This window comes from Nocardia sp. NRRL S-836 (assembly GCF_001279525.1).
Lineage (GTDB): Bacteria > Actinomycetota > Actinomycetes > Mycobacteriales > Pseudonocardiaceae > Lentzea.
This window is the reverse complement of the sequence record NZ_LGDY01000095.1, coordinates 1-18,209: the sequence shown is the minus strand read 5'-3', so window position 1 is coordinate 18,209 and position 18,209 is coordinate 1. Positions and strand designations below refer to the sequence as shown.

General features: G+C 69.1%; 11 protein-coding genes, 1 tRNA gene and 1 pseudogene. 5 read left to right on the top strand and 8 right to left on the bottom strand.

Annotation, left to right across the window (positions count from 1 at the left end; genetic code table 11):
• Nucleotides 1-33: 33 nt before the first annotated feature.
• A complete protein-coding gene (locus ADL03_RS17760) occupies nt 34-1,020 on the bottom strand; it encodes an acyl-CoA desaturase (RefSeq protein WP_053734591.1) in 987 nt (328 codons plus the stop codon).
• Between the two features lie 542 nt (nt 1,021-1,562).
• On the opposite strand from ADL03_RS17760, the gene dnaE reads away from it, so the two are divergent.
• The 3 genes from dnaE (at nt 1,563) to ADL03_RS17745 (ending at nt 10,234) form a co-directional block, all read left to right on the top strand.
• Nucleotides 1,563-5,075, top strand: a complete 3,513-nt coding sequence (gene dnaE / locus ADL03_RS17755) for a DNA polymerase III subunit alpha (protein WP_231641981.1) — start codon at nt 1,563-1,565, stop codon at nt 5,073-5,075.
• A 152-nt stretch (nt 5,076-5,227) separates the two neighbouring features.
• Nucleotides 5,228-8,653: a S8 family serine peptidase gene (locus ADL03_RS17750; RefSeq protein WP_053734589.1), complete on the top strand. Its 3,426-nt coding sequence runs from the start codon at nt 5,228-5,230 to the stop codon at nt 8,651-8,653.
• 87 nt (nt 8,654-8,740) lie between these two features.
• A complete protein-coding gene (locus ADL03_RS17745; RefSeq protein ID WP_197288421.1) occupies nt 8,741-10,234 on the top strand; it encodes a molybdopterin-dependent oxidoreductase in 1,494 nt (497 codons plus the stop codon).
• A 99-nt stretch (nt 10,235-10,333) separates the two neighbouring features.
• Here the strand turns inward: ADL03_RS17745 and ADL03_RS17740 are convergent, their stop codons facing one another.
• From ADL03_RS17740 to ADL03_RS17730, 3 genes are all read right to left on the bottom strand, one after another.
• A complete protein-coding gene (locus ADL03_RS17740) occupies nt 10,334-11,062 on the bottom strand; it encodes an anti-sigma factor domain-containing protein (protein WP_053734588.1) in 729 nt (242 codons plus the stop codon).
• Nucleotides 11,063-11,296: 234 nt separating this feature from the next.
• Nucleotides 11,297-13,630, bottom strand: coding sequence for an EAL domain-containing protein (locus tag ADL03_RS17735; RefSeq protein ID WP_053734587.1), 2,334 nt, complete (start codon nt 13,628-13,630; stop codon nt 11,297-11,299).
• 3 nt (nt 13,631-13,633) lie between these two features.
• A complete protein-coding gene (locus ADL03_RS17730) occupies nt 13,634-14,233 on the bottom strand; it encodes an RNA polymerase sigma factor (protein ID WP_053734586.1) in 600 nt (199 codons plus the stop codon).
• 370 nt (nt 14,234-14,603) lie between these two features.
• Between ADL03_RS17730 and ADL03_RS17725 the strand changes: the two genes are divergently transcribed.
• A complete protein-coding gene (locus tag ADL03_RS17725; protein WP_197288420.1) occupies nt 14,604-15,398 on the top strand; it encodes an SAM-dependent methyltransferase in 795 nt (264 codons plus the stop codon).
• Between the two features lie 225 nt (nt 15,399-15,623).
• On the opposite strand, the gene ADL03_RS17720 is transcribed toward ADL03_RS17725, so the two are convergent.
• The 4 genes from ADL03_RS17720 to ADL03_RS17705 all read right to left on the bottom strand — a co-directional run bounded on the left by ADL03_RS17720 (nt 15,624) and on the right by ADL03_RS17705 (nt 17,726).
• Nucleotides 15,624-15,697, bottom strand: a tRNA-Lys gene (locus ADL03_RS17720).
• 68 nt (nt 15,698-15,765) lie between these two features.
• On the bottom strand, nt 15,766-16,383 hold the full coding sequence (locus ADL03_RS17715) for a lysoplasmalogenase (RefSeq protein WP_053734584.1): 618 nt from the start codon (nt 16,381-16,383) through the stop codon (nt 15,766-15,768).
• A 30-nt stretch (nt 16,384-16,413) separates the two neighbouring features.
• Nucleotides 16,414-17,127, bottom strand: coding sequence for an anti-sigma factor domain-containing protein (locus tag ADL03_RS17710; RefSeq protein ID WP_053734583.1), 714 nt, complete (start codon nt 17,125-17,127; stop codon nt 16,414-16,416).
• Nucleotides 17,124-17,726: a sigma-70 family RNA polymerase sigma factor gene (locus ADL03_RS17705; protein WP_053734582.1), complete on the bottom strand. Its 603-nt coding sequence runs from the start codon at nt 17,724-17,726 to the stop codon at nt 17,124-17,126. Before ADL03_RS17705 ends, ADL03_RS17710 begins: the two co-directional genes overlap by 4 nt.
• A gap of 195 nt (nt 17,727-17,921) precedes the next feature.
• Between ADL03_RS17705 and ADL03_RS17700 the strand changes: the two are divergent.
• Nucleotides 17,922-18,209 (top strand): annotated as a pseudogene (locus tag ADL03_RS17700) (fasciclin domain-containing protein); the annotation flags it as partial.

Below are 18,209 nucleotides of genomic sequence, written 5' to 3'. Positions count from 1 at the left end.
CTGGTCGAAGCGGCGCCGCGGGTCTGGCGGGAATCAGACCGCGGGTTCGGCGCGCAACGGCGCCGAGACCTCGTGCAGGTGCTCCAGCACGTGACCGTACGAGCGGAACAGTCCGCATTGGGCGTAGGAGATGCCGTTCTGCTCGCAGAACTTCTGCACGATCACCTGCGCGTGCCGCAACGCCGGCCGCGGCATGCTCGGGAACAGGTGGTGCTCGATCTGGTAGTTCAGCCCGCCGAGCAGGAAGTCGACGAACGGGCCACCGGTGACGTTGCGCGAGGTCAGCACCTGCTTGCGCAGGAAGTCCAGCGAGTGACCGGCCGACAGCACCGGCATGCCCTTGTGGTTGGGGGCGAAGGAACACCCCATGTACAGGCCCCACAGGCCCTGGTGCACCAGCACGAACGCGATGGCGTACGCGGGGGAGAGCACCCAGAAGACCACACCGAGGTACACGACCACGTTCGCGATCATCAGGTACCGCTCGCGCCCGGAGTGCCGGATCGAGTGCCAGTGCAGCGCATAGCCTTCCAGCAGCAGCAACGGGAAGAACAGCACGGCCTGGCGTGCGGCGATCCACCGCAGCGCGCCGCTCTTGGCCGCGCCCTGCCGCTGGGTGAACGCCAGCACCGAGATGTCGACGTCCGGGTCCTCGTCCTCGTGGTTGGGGTTGGCGTGGTGGCGGCTGTGCTTGCCCACCCACCAGTCGTAGCTGACCCCGATCAGTCCACTGTGGAAGTAGCCGGTGATCTCGTTCCAACGCCGGGACGCGAAGATCTGCTTGTGACCCGCGTCGTGGCCGATGAACGCCAGCTGCGTCGTCATGACCGCCAGCACGACCGCCACCGCGAGCTGCCACCAGGAGTCGCCCAGAACGCCGAACGCCGCCCACGCCGCGGCGTAGACCAGCAGGTTCGCGCCGATGCGGAGGTAGTAGTAGCCGCGCCGTCGCCGCAGCAGGCCGGCCTGCTTGATGAGGACGGACAGCTGGGCGAAGTCGCTCGCCTGCCGAAGCACCATTTGTGCAGTTTGACGTGCTTCGGCGGCAAGTCAATGCACAACCGGTGAAGGAGCCGCAAAGGCCGCGCAACCGCCGCCTGCCCGGCCTCGTTCCGTGGCCGGAGTCACAGCACCGGATCGCCGGGCCGGTGCCGGTCACCGTAGGTTACGCCCTGTTCTCAGCCGAGCGCGCCCGGCTCGCCCTCGCGGGGTGGTGTTCGTCGCGTCACGTTCGCCCGGCTGTACTTCGCCGGAATCGACCTCGAATGGGCGTTCTGAAAGAGGCGGATCTGAGAACTCCGCTGTCCGGCAGAATTGCCGCGGTGGTGTTGTTCGGGTGGTCGTCAATCCATTGCGAAAAAACATCCGGAATGGTTTTTCGGACCTCGCGGATGTTGATCTTGAAATCACCCGGTGTGCGTCCGGAGGTCCCCACCCGGCTCGGGCTAGGCTGTGCGTCTGGTCCGTGCTGGGTCCAGCACAGTCGATGACCACGATGTCGGGAGGTCTCCGCCTTGTCTGGGCAGTCGTTCGTCCACCTGCACGTGCACACCGAGTACTCGATGCTCGACGGCGCGGCCAAGGTGGCCCCGCTGTTCGAGGAAGCCGAGCGGCTGGGCATGTCCGCGGTGGGCATGAGCGACCACGGCAACATGTACGGGGCCGACGAGTTCTACCAGACGGCGACCAAGACCGGGATCAAGCCGATCATCGGCATCGAGGCCTACCTCGCGCCGCACAACCGGCTGCACAACAAGCCGGTGTTCTGGGGCGACCCGTCCCAGCGCGGCGACGACATCTCCGGTGCCGGCGCCTACACCCACATGACGATGTGGGCGAAGAACGCCGTCGGCCTGCGCAACCTGTTCCGGCTGCACACCGAGGCCAGCAAGACCGGCTACTACTACAAGCCGCGCATGGACCGCGGGCTGGTCGCCGAGCACTCCGAGGGCATCATCGCCACGACCGGGTGCCCGTCCGGTGAGGTGCAGACCCGGCTGCGGCTCGGCCAGGTCGAGGAGGCCTACAAGGCCGCCGGCGACTACCAGGACATCTTCGGCAAGGAGAACTTCTTCCTGGAGCTGATGGACCACGGTCTGAGCATCGAGACGCGGGTCCGCGAGGACCTGCTCGCGATCAGCAAGAAGCTCGGCATCCCGCCGCTGGCGACGAACGACAGCCACTACGTCACCAAGGAGCAGGCGGACACGCACTCGGCGTTGCTCTGCGTGCAGTCCGGCAAGATGCTGACCGACCCGAACCGGTTCAAGTTCGACGGTGACGGTTACTACCTGAAGTCGGCCGCGGAGATGCGCGAGGTCTTCAAGGAGCTGCCGGAGGCCTGCGACAACACGCTGCTCGTGGCCGAGATGATCGAGTCGTACGAGGACGTGTGGACCCCGCGCGACCGCATCCCGAACTTCGAGGTCCCCGAGGGCGAGGACCAGGCGTCCTGGTTCCGCAAGGAGATCCAGCGCGGCCTGGAGTGGCGGTTCAAGGGCGAGCCCGTCCCCGACGAGTACATCAAGCGCTGCGACTACGAGGCCCAGGTCATCATCGACAAGGGCTTCCCGGCGTACTTCCTCATCGTCGCCGACCTGATCAGCTACGCCCGCAGCGTCGGCATCCGGGTCGGTCCCGGCCGCGGCTCCGCGGCAGGTGCCGCCGTGTCGTGGGCGATGGGCATCACGAACATCGACCCCATCCCGCACGGTCTGCTGTTCGAGCGGTTCCTGAACCCCGAGCGCACCGCCATGCCCGACATCGACATCGACTTCGACGACCGCCGGCGTGGCGAGATGATCCGCTACGCGAGCGAGAAGTACGGCGCGGACAAGGTGGCGCAGGTCATCACGTTCGGCACCATCAAGACGAAGGCGGCGTTGAAGGACTCGGCGCGAGTGCACCACGGCCAGCCGGGCTTCGCGATCGCCGACAAGATCTCCAAGGCGCTGCCGCCACCGATCATGGCGAAGGACATCCCGCTCAAGGGCATCGTCGACAAGAGCCACCCGCGCTACGGCGAGGCGGCCGAGGTCCGGTCGCTGCTGGAGACCGACGTGCAGGTGAAAGAGATCTTCGACACCGCGCTCGGCCTGGAGGGCCTGATCCGCAACGCCGGTGTGCACGCGTGTGCGGTCATCATGTCGAAGGACCCGCTCACCGAGTCGATCCCGCTCTGGTACCGCCCCGACGGCTCGTTCATCACCGGCTGGGACTACCCGTCGTGCGAGAACATCGGCCTGCTCAAGATGGACTTCCTCGGTCTGCGGAACCTCACCGTGATGGGTGACGCGATCGACAACATCAAGGCGAACCGCGGTGAGGCCGCCGTCCCCGACTTCGACAACCTGTCGCTGGACGACCCGGAGACCTACGCCCTGCTCGGCCGCGGTGACACGCTCGGCGTGTTCCAGCTCGACGGTGGCCCCATGCGCGACCTGCTGCGCCGCATGCAGCCGACGACGTTCGAGGACATCGTCGCCGTCGGCGCGCTGTACCGGCCCGGCCCGATGGGTGTGAACGCCCACAACGACTACGCCGACCGCAAGAACGGCCGCCAAGAGGTCAAGCCGATCCACCCGCAGCTCGAGGAACCGCTCAAGGAGATCCTCGGCGAGACGCACGGCCTGATCGTCTACCAAGAGCAGATCATGTTCATCGCCCAGGAGGTCGCCGGTTACTCCATGGGCCGCGCGGACGTGCTCCGCAAGGCGATGGGCAAGAAGAAGGCCGAGGTCCTCGCGAAGGAGTTCGAGGGCTTCCAGGCGGGTATGCGGGCCGACCCGCGCGGCTTCTCCGACGAGGCCATCCAGGCGTTGTGGGACACGATTCTCCCGTTCGCCGGCTACGCGTTCAACAAGTCGCACGCGGCCGCGTACGGCCTCATCTCGTACTGGACCGCCTACCTGAAGGCGAACTTCCAGGCCGAGTACATGGCCGCCCTGCTCACCTCGGTCGGCGACAACAAGGACAAGTCCGCCGTCTACCTCGCCGAGTGCCGCCGCCTGGGCATCAAGGTCCTCCCGCCGGACGTCAACGAGTCGGCCCTGCGCTTCAGCGCGGTCGGCACCGACATCCGCTTCGGCCTCGGTGCGATCCGCAACGTCGGCGCGAACGTCGTCGAGTCCATCATCAAGACCCGGCAGGAGAAGGGCGCCTACACGTCCTTCACGGACTTCATGGACAAGTCCGAGCTCGTGGTCTGCAACAAGCGCGTCATCGAGTCGCTGACGAAGGCCGGTGCGTTCGACTCGTTCGGCCACCCGCGCCTGGGCATCTTCCAGGTCCACGAGGACGCGGTCGACGCCGTCGTGCCGATCAAGCGCAAGGAGGCGGAGGGCCAGTTCGACCTCTTCGGTGCCGACAGCGCCGACGACGCCGACGACAGCACCTCGCCGCTCGCGCACCTCAAGATCGGTGCCGACGAGTACCCGCGCAAGCAGATGCTCAGCTACGAGAAGGAGATGCTGGGCCTCTACGTCTCCTCGCACCCCCTCGACGGCGCCGAACGCATCCTGCGCAAGCACGCCCCGCGGCCCATCGCCGTGATCCTGGACGACCCGCCCAAGGAGGGCGAGCTGATCGTCTCCGGCATGATCTCGTCGATCGAGCGCCGGGTGAACAAGAACGGCCAGCCCTGGGCGATCACCGTGATCGAGGACCTCGACGCCTCCATCGAGGTGTTGTTCTTCCCGAAGTCCTACGAGGTGCTCAAGGACGACCTGGAGCTCGACTCCGCCGTCTGCGTCAAGGGCCGCGTCAACTGGCGCGAGGACAAGATGGCCATCTTCGGCGACGGCGTCATCCCGCTCGACATCAGCGACGCCGAGCTCAACCCCGACGCCGACCCGCCGATCGTCCTGGGCCTGCAGGCGAAGAACCTCACGCCGGAGATCGTCGAGGAGCTCAAGCTGACGCTCAAGTCGCACGAGGGCCACGTCGCCGTGCACCTGGAGGTCCAGCGCCGCGACAAGACGAAGGAGCTGCTGGTCGTGGACAACTACCGGGTCCAGCCGACGCCGTCGTTCTTCGGTGACCTCAAGACGATCCGCGGTGTGACCGTCCAAAGGTGACGGTCCACCGCTGACACCGCACCGCTGGAGGGGACGGCCGCTGCCACGCGGCCGTCCCCTTCACCGTTGATGGAATGCAACCTGCCGGGCCCCTCCTGGAGTTGTGTCCAGGTGAGCGGTTGACACCGTCTCATCACCTCTGGGGAGGACACGTGCGCAAAGCACGCTGTTTCACGGTCGCCGCGCTCGTCGCCGGGCTGCTCAGCCCGATGGCGACCGCGCAGGCGGCACCGGAACCCGCCGGGTCCGGAGCAGGACCGGCCGAGGTCATCACGCTGATCAGCGGTGACGAGGTCGTCGTGAACGAGAGGGGCGAGCTGGTCAGGGTCGAGGGGCGGCCCGGCATGACGTTCGCCCAGTACGTGCGGAACGGCCACCAGTACGTGGTGCCCGCGGACGCGGTCGGCGAGGTCGCGCAGAACCGGGTCGACAAGCGGTTCTTCGACGTCACCGCGTTGCACGCCTACGGCTACACCGACGCCAAGACCGACCGGATCCCGTTGCTGGACAACGGTTTGCGGACGGCCGGGGCGGTGCGGAAGAAGGAGGCGGCCCAGCGCTGGACGCAGCGCGCCGCCCGCACGTCCGGCGCGGGGAAGCTGTGGCTCGACGGCAAGGCCCGCGTCTCGCTGGACGTGAGCGTCCCGATGGTGGGCGCGCCCGCCGCGTGGGAGGCGGGGTTCGACGGCACCGGCGTCACGGTCGCGGTGCTCGACAGCGGCTACGACCAGCAGCACCCCGAGCTCAAGGACGTCGTGCGGGTCGCGAAGGACTTCACGGCGAAGGGCATCCAGGACGACGTCGGCCACGGCACGCACGTCGCGTCCATCATCGCCGGTCACGGTGAGAAGTACCGCGGTGTGGCCAAGGGCGCGAAGCTCGCGGTCGGCCGGGTGTGCGAGAGCGACGGCTGTTCCGAGAGCGCGGTCATCGCGGGCATGGAGTGGGCCACGCGCGAGGTCGGCGCCAAGGTCGTCAACCTGAGCCTGGGCGGCTACGAGAGCGACGGCACCGACCCGTTGTCGCTCAAGCTCAACCAGCTCACCGCGGAGACGGGCGCGTTGTTCGTGGTCGCGGCGGGCAACTACGGCGGCTGGCAGAAGGTCAGCACGCCCGCTGCCGCCGACGCCGCGCTGGCCGTGGCGAACCTGACCAAGTTCGGCGAGGTGCACGAGTCGTCGTCGCGTGGTCCGCGTGCCGGTGACCTGGCGATGAAGCCGGACATCGCGGCACCCGGTGAGGACATCGTGGCGGCGCGGGCGGCCGGCACCTACCCGGACGCCGCCGTGGACGACCTGCACGCGCGGCTGTCCGGCACGTCGATGGCGGCGCCGCACGTGGCGGGTGCGGCGGCGATCGTGTTGCAGCGCGACCCGTCCATCAGCGCGGCGGAGCTGAAGGCGCGGCTGATGTCGACGGTGAAGCCGCTCGCGTTCTCGCCGGACGACGGCGGCACCGGGCTGCTGAACGTGGGCCGCGCGGTCACCCAGCAGGTGACCGCGGACGCGGGCAGCCTGTCGTTCGGGCTGGTGACCTGGCCGCACGCCGAACCGGTGACGAAGAAGGTCACCTACCGCAACGCCGGTGACCAGCCGGTGTCCCTGACCCTGCGGCACGACCTGGGTGCCCGGTTCGCGGTCGCGCCGTCGGTCGTCGTGCCCGCGCGGGGGTCGGCCACCGTTGACGTCGTGCTGGACCCCGGCAAGGGCCTCGGCGCGTTCACCGGACGACTGCGTGCGACCGCGGCCGGTGTCGAGCTGACCACGTCCGTCGGCGGCACCGTCGAGCCGGAACGGCACGGCCTGTCGCTCAAGGCCACCGGCCGCGACGGCAAACCCGTCGGCAACGGCTGGGTGGTCCTGGTCGACCTGGCCACGAAGAACTCCTCGGTGCTGGAGCTCGGCCAGGACGGCACGCTGTCGGCACGCCTGCCGGTCGGCGACTACGCCGTGCTCGCCCGGTTCGCCGAGGGCGCGCGGACCCGCACCTGGTACGCGCCGGCGTCGGTGACCGACGTGTCCGGCCGGGTGTCGATGACCGCGGACGTCGCCGTGCACCTCGACCTGCGCCAAGCGCGCCCGATCTCGTTCGAGCTGGACGACCACCGCGTGACGCCGCTGTACCGGCAGACGATCATGAAGGTGCCGGTGAACCCGGCGTTCCGCGACTCGATCTGGTCCAGGATCGACGGCCGCGTGCCGGTCTACGGCCTGTCGTTCGGCGAGCCGCTGCCCGACCTCGCCTACGACACCGTGCTCGTCGCCGCCCAGCCGAAGATCACGGCCGTCGGGGGCCTGCCGGTGAACTACTTCGCCGACAGCCCCTACCTGCCGCAGGGCGACCACAGCTACGACGTCGTGGAACGCGGCAGTGCCGACGTGCGCGGCAAGATGGTGCTGGTGCGGCCCACCGACGAAATCCCGTTCATCGTCGCGAGGGATCTCAAGCAGGCCGGTGCGGCCGCGGTGCTGTGGGCGAGCCCGGTGTCGATGGCGTTCGGCGACCGCACCGAGCTGCCGGTGGTCACGGTGGCCGAGCACCTCGAAGCGCAGGTGCCCGCGAAGCTCACGTTGCGCGCGCTGACCACCTCCCCGGTGTCGTACACCGTGCACCAGGGGGAGAAGGGCGGCTTGCCGGCCGGGAAGACCTACCGCGTCCAGCGGTCCGCGCTGGCCGAGGTGCGGGCGCGGTACGCCACGTCCGGCGCGGACAGCACGGTGACCACCCGCAACTACCCGGTCGTCGACGGCGTGCTCAACCCCGACCTCTACGTCGACGAGCCACTCGGCTCGCCCGCCACGCGCGTCGAGTACTTCTCGCCGGGCCGCTGGTTCAACGAGGGCGTCGTCGGCCGGTTCGCCGACGACGGTGACGACGCGCTGACGCACTCCTGGGCCAACCTGCGCATCGACCGGTTCGAACCGGGCCGCAGGTACGAGCGCTCGGCCCTGCGCGGGGTCGCCGCACCGCGGCTCGGCAGGTCGGACGCACCGTGGCCGCAGGGCGGCGGCGTGTTCCGCGAGCACCCGCACCTCAACGCGAACATCTCGCCGTTCGGCCTGACCACGTCGGTCGAGGGCCGTGTGCGCAACAGCAGCGTCCTGATGGAGCTCAAGCGCGACGGCGTGTCGCTCGGCACGGACTTCCTCTACAACAGCCGTTTCTACGCACCCGCGCGGGACGGCCGCTACACGCTGGACCTGCACGCGACGCGTGCCGCCGTGGCGCTGTCCACGGACGTGCGGGCGACGTGGGAGTTCTCCTCGCCGGCCGACGGCAAGCTGCCGTTGCTGGAGGTGGACTACGCGCTGCCGCTCGACCAGCGCAACAGCTGGAAGGCGGGCGTGCCGATGCCCGCGAGGTTCACCGCGGCCCGGCAGGCCGGGGCAGGCCGGGCCGACGTGCGCGACCTGCGCGCCTACGCCTCGTTCGACGACGGCGCCACCTGGGTGCCCGTCACCGGTCTGGTGCCCGCGGGCGGAACGGTGGGCGGGTTCGTGTCGTTGCGCGTGACCGCACGCGACAGCGACGGCAACACCGTCGACCAGACGGTGCTGCGCGCCTACCGCCTGAGGTAGTCCTCATCGGCGGAGGAGCAGGCACGCCCTGCTTCTCCGCCGGTGCCGGCGGGCAATCCGGTCAGCGGCCCGCTCCGAACCACCGGTGTGAAGGCAACACGAACCATCCTCATCGGCCTGGTGTCGGTGGCCGCGGCGCTGGCCGCGGGGCATCTCGTCGCGGGGCTCGTGAGCCCGCTGGCGTCTCCGTTCCTCGCGGTCGGCAACACCGCGATCGACCTGACGCCGCACCCGGTCAAGGACTTCGCGGTCCGCACGTTCGGCGAGAACGACAAGCTCGTGCTGCTGGCCGGCATGGCGGTCGTGCTCGCCGGACTCGGCGTGGTCGCCGGGCTGGTGTCGCGCCGCAGCCCGTGGCCGGGCACCGTCCTCGCCGGGGCGCTCGGCCTGCTCGGTGTCGCCGCGGTGCTCGCCAGGCCGACGACGACCGGCTGGTCGGTGATCGCCCCGCTGGCCAGTCTCGTGGTCGGCGTCGCGGCGTTCCGCTGGCTGTGGTCCCAGGCGCCCGCGGTCGCGCCGGGCAGACGACGGTTCCTGCTGTCGACCGCGGCGGTCGCCGCCGGTGCCGGTGTGGCCGCGGTGGGCGGCCAGTGGCTCGCCGGCCGGGTGGACGTGGAAGCCTCGCGGCGCGGCATCACGTTGAAGCCGGGCGACACCGCGCCGGAGATCCCGTTCGGCGCCGACTTCGCCCGCGAGGGCACACCGCCGTTCATCACGCCGAACGACAAGTTCTACCGCGTCGACACCGCGCTCAGCATCCCGCGCCTGCGCGCCGAGGACTGGCGCCTGCGCCTGCACGGCATGGTGGACAACGAGATGGTGCTCACCTACGACGACCTGCTGCGGCGCCCGCTGGTGGAGAAGACCATCACGCTGGTGTGCGTGTCCAACGAGGTCGGCGGCCCGTACATCTCCACGTCGAACTTCATCGGCATCTCCCTGCCGGACCTGTTGCGCGAGGCCGGTGTCCGCCCCGGCGCCGACCAGCTCGCGACCCGCAGCGTGGACGGCTGGACGTGCGGCACCCCGGTCGCCTCGATCATGGCCCCGGGCTCGAACGCGATGCTGGCCCTCGGCATGAACGGCGAACCGCTGCCACTCGAACGCGGCTTCCCGGTCCGCATGGTCGTTCCCGGCCTCTACGGCTACGTCTCCGCGACGAAGTGGTTGGTGGACGCGGAACTCACCACCTTCGCCGCGTTCGACCCGTACTGGGCCCAGCGCGGCTGGGGCAAGAAGGCCCCGGTGAAGGTGATGTCCAGGGTGGACCGCCCGAAGTCCTTCGAACGCGTACCGGCCGGCCGCTTCGTCGCGGCGGGCATCGCCTGGGCCCAGCACACCGGCATCGACCGCGTCGAGGTCCGCGTCGACGGCGGCCCGTGGCAGCAGACCACCCTGAGCACCGAGGTCAACGTCGACACGTGGCGCATGTGGCGCATCGAGCTGGACCTGGCGCCGGGCAACCACACCGTGGAATGCCGCGCCACCGACCGCAAGGGCTACACCCAGACCAACGACCGCGCCGCCCCCATCCCGGACGGCGCCACGGGCTGGCACTCGATGGTGTTCACCTCGGTCTGACCCATCCGTTGTTCCGGCGCCTCACGCCCGCCTGACCAGCGCGCAACTCCGGGAACAGCACCGCTGTTCCCGGAGTTCTCCGTGTCTGAGGTTTCCGTTTCAGGCCAGGACGATGCTGACGACCGGAGCACTCGTCGGCCCCGGAGACCCACCCGCGGGCTCAACGGTGACGAGCGCTTCGCCGACCTCACCGATCCCTGCCACGAGCAGCGAGGCCGCCACACCGTCCGACCGCAGCGTCCCGGCCGACCGCGGCCCGTGCCCGTCCACCAGCCACAGCTGGTAGACCCGGCCACGCGGCAACGTCCGAAGCCCGTTCGCCAGGAACAGCATCTCGTTACGGCTGCGGGACATCGCCGCGGTCACCGCCGAACCCCCCGTGGTGACGAGCCGCAAGTCCTGCGCCGCCAGCAGATCACCGACCCGCGTGCGCGGCACCACCACCGGCGCGATCGTCGAATCGCTCAGCACACCCTGCACACCGCCCACGGCCCCAGCAACCACACAGGCCACCGCGACAACCACCGCAGCCCGCCGAACCCCGCGCCGCCGCGACAACGCCGTCCCGACCTCGGACACCGGCGGCACCTGCCACACCCGCCGAACCCCGGCCAGCACCCGCGGCCTCAGCGCACGCGGAACCACGTGGCCGACCCCCATGCCCAGCCGGGCCACGGTCTCCCGCAGCTCGGCCACCTCGTCGCAGCAGCTGCGGCACCGGCCCAGGTGCGCCTCGAACTCGGCTTCTTCGGCGTCGGGCAGCGCGCCGAGCGCGTGAGCACCGGTCAGCAGGTGCGGGTTGATCGCACGTGTTCTCCCCGGTTTCACGCTCCTACTTCGGCGCCGGGCGATCAGCGGATTGCCCGTGCGACCCTTCGGCGGCTTCCGGCTCCACCACGGCCGTCGAGAGCCCGGATGCAACGTTGGGGCTCACTTCTTCCTCAGGGGGTGGGCAATCGACAGGCTCGTCGATCGAGAGTGGTCGCCTGCGCGGCTGTCACCGGCGGCGGTTTCCGCTCGCGATGCAGGCGAGCGGAAACCGCCTTCGCGGTCGCGATGACCTCAGGACGCTTCAACCAGTGGCTTAGCGGGCTGTTGGCCGTTGCTGCGGACGCGGCGCCAGACGTCCTGGGCCGATTCCGGTGGCCCGACCAGCGGCCCTTGGATAAGAGTCGCTCCCATGGTCTGGGCCGCTTGGACCTGTTCATCGGTGGAGACTCCTTGCAGGGTCACGTTGAGCTTGAGCGCTTTCGCCATGGATATGAGCGCGGTGGTGATGTCACGGGAGCACTTGTGTCCCGGACTGTCTCCGCCGAGCCCGGAAGTGAGGCCGGGTGGGATCGCGATGCCCTCGAAAGTGACCTGGGGGAGCAGGTCGAACCGCTGGAAGCTGCTGCCGAAGTCGTTGAGACGCAGGGAGATGCCGAGCGCACTCAGTTTCATCAGGTGCTCTGCTCGCACTCCGTGCGGCATGGGTGTTCCGGTTTGGTTGAGCGCCAGGCGGAGGTGTTCGGGTTGAGCACGAGTGGTGAGTAGTACCTGACGCACATCCTCGACGAGCTGATCACCGTGCACCAGGCACCGTGGGACGTTCACGACGATGTACGGCGCGGTGGAGCCGAGCGACTGCGCCCACTTCCTGGACTGCTCCGCAGAGTGGTTCAGGATCCACGATGTGAGCGCGAGGTCCAGTCCGATCTCGTCGGCGAGGACGAGCAGGTGGTCTGCTGAGAAGAGACCGCGGGTGGGGTGCCGCCACTGCACGCTCGCTTCCACGCCCATCACCCTGCCGGTGCCTGGATCTGTGATCGGCGCGTAGGCGAGCTCGAGCTGCCGACCGCGGACCGCGGCAGGAAGCTCTGCGAGCAGCTGGTTGTGTCTTCCTTCGTCGGATCGTGTCGCCACGAACACTCCGCGGTGAACCGGTTCTGCCGACTGTCGCAAAGCCTGCTCCGCGCTTCGCAGCAGTTGTCCGGACGTGACGGAGCTGTGAGACGCGCGGACGATCCCGATTCGCGGCTTGACCGCCAGGTCGTACTTTCCCATGTGGACGGTCTCGCCCAGCCAGGAGTCCACGTGAGCCACCAACTCGTCCATCCGGTTCCACACGGCGGGATCGGTGACGACCGCGCAGAACGTGGCGCTGTCATGGCGTGCCACCATGTCCACGGCGCCGCCGACCGCACCACGCAGCCGGGCGGCCAGCAGGCGCACGAGGTTCTCGCCGACCTCGGAGCCGAGCTCCTCCGAGATCTTGTCGAGCCCGTCCAGGCCGACGACGCAGAGTCCCACGGTGTCCGTCGGTCCCGCTCCGTCCAGGACGTCGTCGAGCCGGCGCTCCAGACACTGCCGGTTGGGCAGATCCGTGGTGTCGTCGCGGGATCCGACCTGGTCGAGCCTCAGGTGCCGCTGGTGTGAGGTGGTGACGTCGGCCAGCACCACGTGCGCGTGTCCGGTGTCGCGGTCGTGCTTCGACATCCACCGCACGGTGACGCTGACCCATCGCGGCACCGGGTCGTCGCGGCGGCTGACCTCGATCTCGTCGAGCACCGTGGTGTGCAGATGGGCGGCGGCGTCGTGGCAAGCCTGTTCGACCTCCCGCGCCTGGGCGTCTTCGGGCACGAACGCCCACAGTGGCTGCCCGACTATCAGGTCCTCCGGTCGGCCAAGCAACAGCCGCAACGCCGGATTGGCTTTCGTGATGACGCCGTCGGCGTCCAGCAGGCACATCCCGAGTTGGGAGTCCGCGAACTGCTGCTCGAACCGGGCTTCGCTCGCCGCGAGCTTCTCGTGTTCAGTGCGGCGGGCGCGATCCAGCGCGACGGAGAGTTCCTTCTGCTCGTCCAGGATGCGCCGGCGTGCGCCGTCGGTGAAGCCCTCGGCCAGGCCGCCGAGCAGGCGTGCTCTTTGTTCTGGGGCTGAGCCGCCGAACTCCTCGTGCACCTGCTCGGCGAACGGCGCCAGCACCTCCAGTGTGTGGCGCAGTGCCGGCGTCGAGAGTTCCAGGTCGTGGGCGAGTTGCCGGCCGATCAGTTCCGGGGACAGGCGGGCGCTGACCGGGTCGAGCAGCCACCGTGCCAGTTCCCGGGTGAAGTCGGCGAGCCGCGTGCGCAGCAATGTGCGGTCGGTCGCGACGAAGCTGCTGCGCAGGATCGCTGCCAGCCAGGCATCGGTGGTGCGATCGAGGTACTCGGTTCCCGGGATGGGTGCGGCAGGCGCCGGAGGTGGAGGAGCGTCGTCCTGTGCGAGGATCGCCTCCAGCACCCTTTCCCGCCTGGCCTGCTCTTTCGCCTCGCGGATCCGGGCGGTGTACACCGCGAGGTGCACGTCGAGCCTGCGGTGCGCGTGCGCCTTCGTACCCGGAATCCGTCCCAGCAGTCGTCCGATGAGATCCACGAGTCAGTCCTCCTCGTCTTGGTCGTGCCTGGGCTTGGGTTTCATCGCACCGGGGTCTTCGCGTGCGCCGCGCTGCCTGCGATGAACCGGTGTGCCGAGGTCTTTGGCCATGAGACCGCGCGCCCGCGAGAGGTACTGGGAGACGGATGTGACGGTGCAGTCCATCTCACGGGCGATGCGCTCGTTGTCGAACTCGTTGAGCTTCATGCGCATCGCGGTCTCCAAGTGCGCGGGCAAGCGGTTCAGGGCGTTCTCGACCCGCCGCACCATGGCGTCGTCCGGGTCGTCCGAGTCAACCGGAATTTCCGCACTGATCAGTCGCAGATGTATCTCGGCCGGCTCCAGCAGGAGTTCGCGAGGCTTTCTGTACTCGTCCATCACCAGGTTTTTGGCGGTGGCCTTCGCATACGCGATCCATTCGCCGGAGATCTTGTCCCGGTACTGCCACACACGTTTGAGGGTCTCGTCGACGATCGACGTCGCATCGACATGAGGCCATTTGTGGCGCACGTAGCCAAGCAAGTCGTCGTACTTGGTGGAGTAGAACTGGCGGAACTCAATCACGGCGCGGTCTTCCTGGCCCGGCCGTCCATCACCGGTCACGCCGCGTTGTCCTCATCCGGATCGCCGCTGAGAGACAGCCCCCCGCCGGGCGTGGCGCCGACCAGCCGCACGCCGTGATCAGTTGTCACGGTGGCGGTGCCCATGCCTGCCAAGTCCGTACCCCCTTATGAATGCTGGTTATGTCACGGGCTCGACGGTGGAGCCCGCTCTATCTCCAGCACGGGAAACAAGGCCTCGGATTGACGACATCGTTGCCCTATTCACTCGATCGAGCGAACGTTTGGAAGGATTCCTTCGTGTATGGACAGAGACTCCGAGTACTGGGCATCAGGAGGAACTCCGCCCGTCCAGCGGAATACGAAGGCCGACCGGCTCGATACGATGATCATCAACGGACGAGGGAGTGCCCGTGGCCGGACAGAGCGATCCCACCGCCGACCTGGCCCGGGCAAACGCTGCGCGAGTGCACGACTGGTTGCTCGGAGGCTCCTTCAACACGCCGATCGACCGCGTGGTCGCGGCCCAGATCGAGTCGATCTGGCCGTCGCTCCGGCAGATCCTCCGAGCGAGCCGAGCGTTCCTGGGGCTCGCGGTGGAGCACATGCTCGAACGTGGCGTTCGGCAGTTCGTGGAGCTCGGTGCGGGCTTGCCGATGAGCGGGCACGTGCACCACCTCGTGCGAGATCAGGACGAAGCAACCGTTGTGTATGTCGACAAAGACCCGGTGGTGGCCGCGCACGGCGACTCCGCTCTCCGTGGAATCCCTGGAACCGCCTACATCCAGGCCGATATCGCCGCACCCCAGGAAGTGCTCGCGCACGAGGCCACCCGTCGACTGATCGACTTCGAACGGCCCGTGGGCGTGCTGATGATCGAGATCCTGCACCTGCTGCCGGATCAGGCTCGTCCTGGTTCGTTGGTCAACTCCTACCGCGAGTGTCTGTGCGCGGGGAGCGGCATTGCCCTCAGCCACGTCACCTCGGAGTGGGCGCCGCAGATCGAGCTGCTCAACACAGTGCACGGCGATCTGCTCGGACGGGCGACACCACGCGATCGTCCTGACCTGATTCCGTGGATCTCCGGGTTGTCACTCGTCGAGCCTGGCCTCGCCTCGTTGTCCGACTGGCCACTCCCGCACGGCGAGGACCACGGACAGACCGAGCCGCTGCGCAACACACTCGCCGCGATCGGCTACACGCCGTGAGGGCAAGTGGGGAGTGTCGTCGCCGGGTCGGCGAGATGCTGAGTCAGGCTCTGCGCGGGCTCCAAGTGCCGGAGACTGGGCTGCCCGCATCCTGGCTTTGATCCCAGGGAGGTCCTCGGGCGCACAAGTCATGATCCACAACGCACACAGGGGAGATCTCAGATGACTGCCCGAAAAGCAGAGAAGCAGGTAGAGACGAATCTCTACCTGCTTCTTTCTCTGGAGTACGCCGCCAGGGACTCGAACCCCGGACCCGCTGATTAAGAGTCAGCTGCTCTAACCAACTGAGCTAGCGGCGCTTGTTTGTGTGCCGGTGTCCTGCTCGTTCCGACGGGAAGAACATTAGCACACACCTCCGAGCCCCTCTTCACGCGGGCTCCCCTCCACCTTGCTCGAACCCGGTGTGCAGCAGCCACTGCGCGGCGGCGTACGTCGGCATCACCCCGGCCGACGCGATGCGCGCGGCGCGTCCCTTGAGGACGAACCGGCTCGCGCCCAGCAGGGCGTCCGAGGCCATGAACAGCGCCGCACCACCGAAAACTCGCCGTGCGCCGGTGCCGCGGGCGGTGGAGGCGGCGGCGACCATCGTGCCGAGGGTGAGGGCGTAGAGGGTGACCGGGCGGCCCAGTGGGCCGGCCGCGCGGCCGAAGAGGACGGCGGCGAGGGTGGAGGCGGTCACGATCGGCAGCACGGCGCCGCGGGTGCCGGGGCGGGAGCGGCGGGCCAGGGCTGTGGTGTAGCCGACATGGGCGGCCAGGAAGGAGAACAGGCCGGTGCGGAAGGCGCGGTCCGAGTCGCCGAGCAGGGCCACGTCGCCTGCCCACGAGCCGGCGAGGCCGAGGGCCATGCCGGGGTCGCGGGGTGGGGTGGCGACGGCGAGTGCGGGCATCAGTGCGGTTTTCGTCACCTTGCGCGCGCGGGTGGAGCGGCGCGCGGCCGCGATCGAGTCCACGACCGCGGCCAGCGCGTAGGCCTGGTTCTTCATGCGCCACAGCCTAAAGCGGCCGGGGAGCGGTCAGGCGACTGTGATCACCATCACCGGGTCGGTGGTGGGCGTGGGCGAACCTCCTTGTGGCTCAACGGTCACGGCGACGCGTTGCGCGTCGGGCACGCCCGCGGCCAGCAGTGGGGCCGAGCCAGAGGGGAGGACGCCGGCCGAGTGCGGGCCCGTGGGGTTGATCAGCCACAGCTGGTAGACGTGGTCGGCCGGCGGGGCGGGCATGGCGCGGGTCACGAACAGCACCTCGTTGCGGCTGGGGGAGATGACGGCGGTGGCGGTCGAGCCGCCGGGGCCGTTGGCGCTCACGAGGCGGGCGTCCGGTGTGGACAGCAGGTCGGAGAACCGGCCGTACTCGCTCGCGAGCTGGGTCAGCCGGCCGCTGTCGGGCTGGGTGACCTGCACGGTGAGCACGACCGCGGCGACCAGGCAGGCCGCCGCGAGCAGGGCGCCGCCCGCGGGACGCCAGTTGCGTGCGGCGCGCGGGGTGCGTGGCGGGAGTTGGCGGGTTTCGCCGGCCGCGGCCAGCACTCGGGCGCGCAGGTGGGGTGGTGGCGGGAACTCGACGGCGGTGCCCAGGCGGGTGGCGGTGGCGGCGAGCTCGGACACCTCGGTGGCGCAGCTGGTGCAGCGGACCAGGTGGGTCTCGAACGCCGCGCGTTCGGTTTCGGACAGGGCGTTCACGGCGTAGGCGCCGGTGAGCGTGTGCAGGTCCGCGGACGTGGTCCTCATCCGGTCACCCCCATGCAGTCGCGGAGCCGGATCAGGCCGTCGCGCATCCTGGTCTTCACCGTGCCGAGCGGCAGGCTCAGCAGGCTCGCCACCTCGGGGTAGGAGTAGCCCTGGTAGTAGGCGAGCAGCACGGACTCGCGCTGCAGCTCGGTCAGGAAGCTCAGGCAGCGGCGCACCTGGCGTTGTTCGAGCCGGCCGGAGACCTGTTCGCTCACCTCGTCGAACGGCCGGGTCTGGTCGAGGCGGGCCACGTGCTCCTCGCGGTTGGTCGCCGCCTGCGCGGAACGGACGCGGTCGACGGCACGGCGGTGCGTCAGCGTCATGATCCAGGTGTTGGCGCTGCCCCTGCCGGGGTCGAACCTGGTCGCGGTCCGCCACACTTCGAGCATCACCTCCTGGAACACCTCCTCCGACTGCGCCTGGTCCCGCACGACGCGCCTGATCAGGCCGAACACCGCGCCGGACACGACGTCGTAGAGCCGTTCGAACGCGGCCTCGTCGCCTCGCGCGACCAGGGCCAGCAGGTCGTCTGCGGACGGCTCGGCCGTGCGGGCGGCATCCGGCGGAAGGCTGTGCAGCGGCCGCTCGAGCTTCGGCATCCTGCGTCCTCTCCTCAACGTTGTCCCCTGGTGTTCGCAGCGGGAGCGCCGATGGATCGGTTTCGGACGCACACCACACCAAGGGGGCGTCTCCAGCGCAGTGGATAACGGATTGATAACCCCACCCATCCGTCTCCGGGAGGGCGGCGAATCACCGGCAGCAACCGGTCGACCACTCCTTGGAGATGTCCTGTCATGAACAAGTCCGTCCGCAACACCGCCCTGGCCATCGGCGCCGCTTCGCTCGCCCTGTTCGGAGCTGCGTGTGGCTCGGGCGACATGGCGAACAGCAGCAGCTCCACCACCGCCACCACCCCGGCCACCACCTCGATGGCCCCGTCGTCCTCCGCGATGGCGGACCCGGCCCGTGACCTCGTCGGCCCGGGCTGTGCCGACTACGCCAAGCAGGTCCCGTCCGGCTCCGGTTCCGTGTCCGGCATGGCCGCCGACCCGGTCGCGGTCGCCGCGAGCAACAACCCGCTG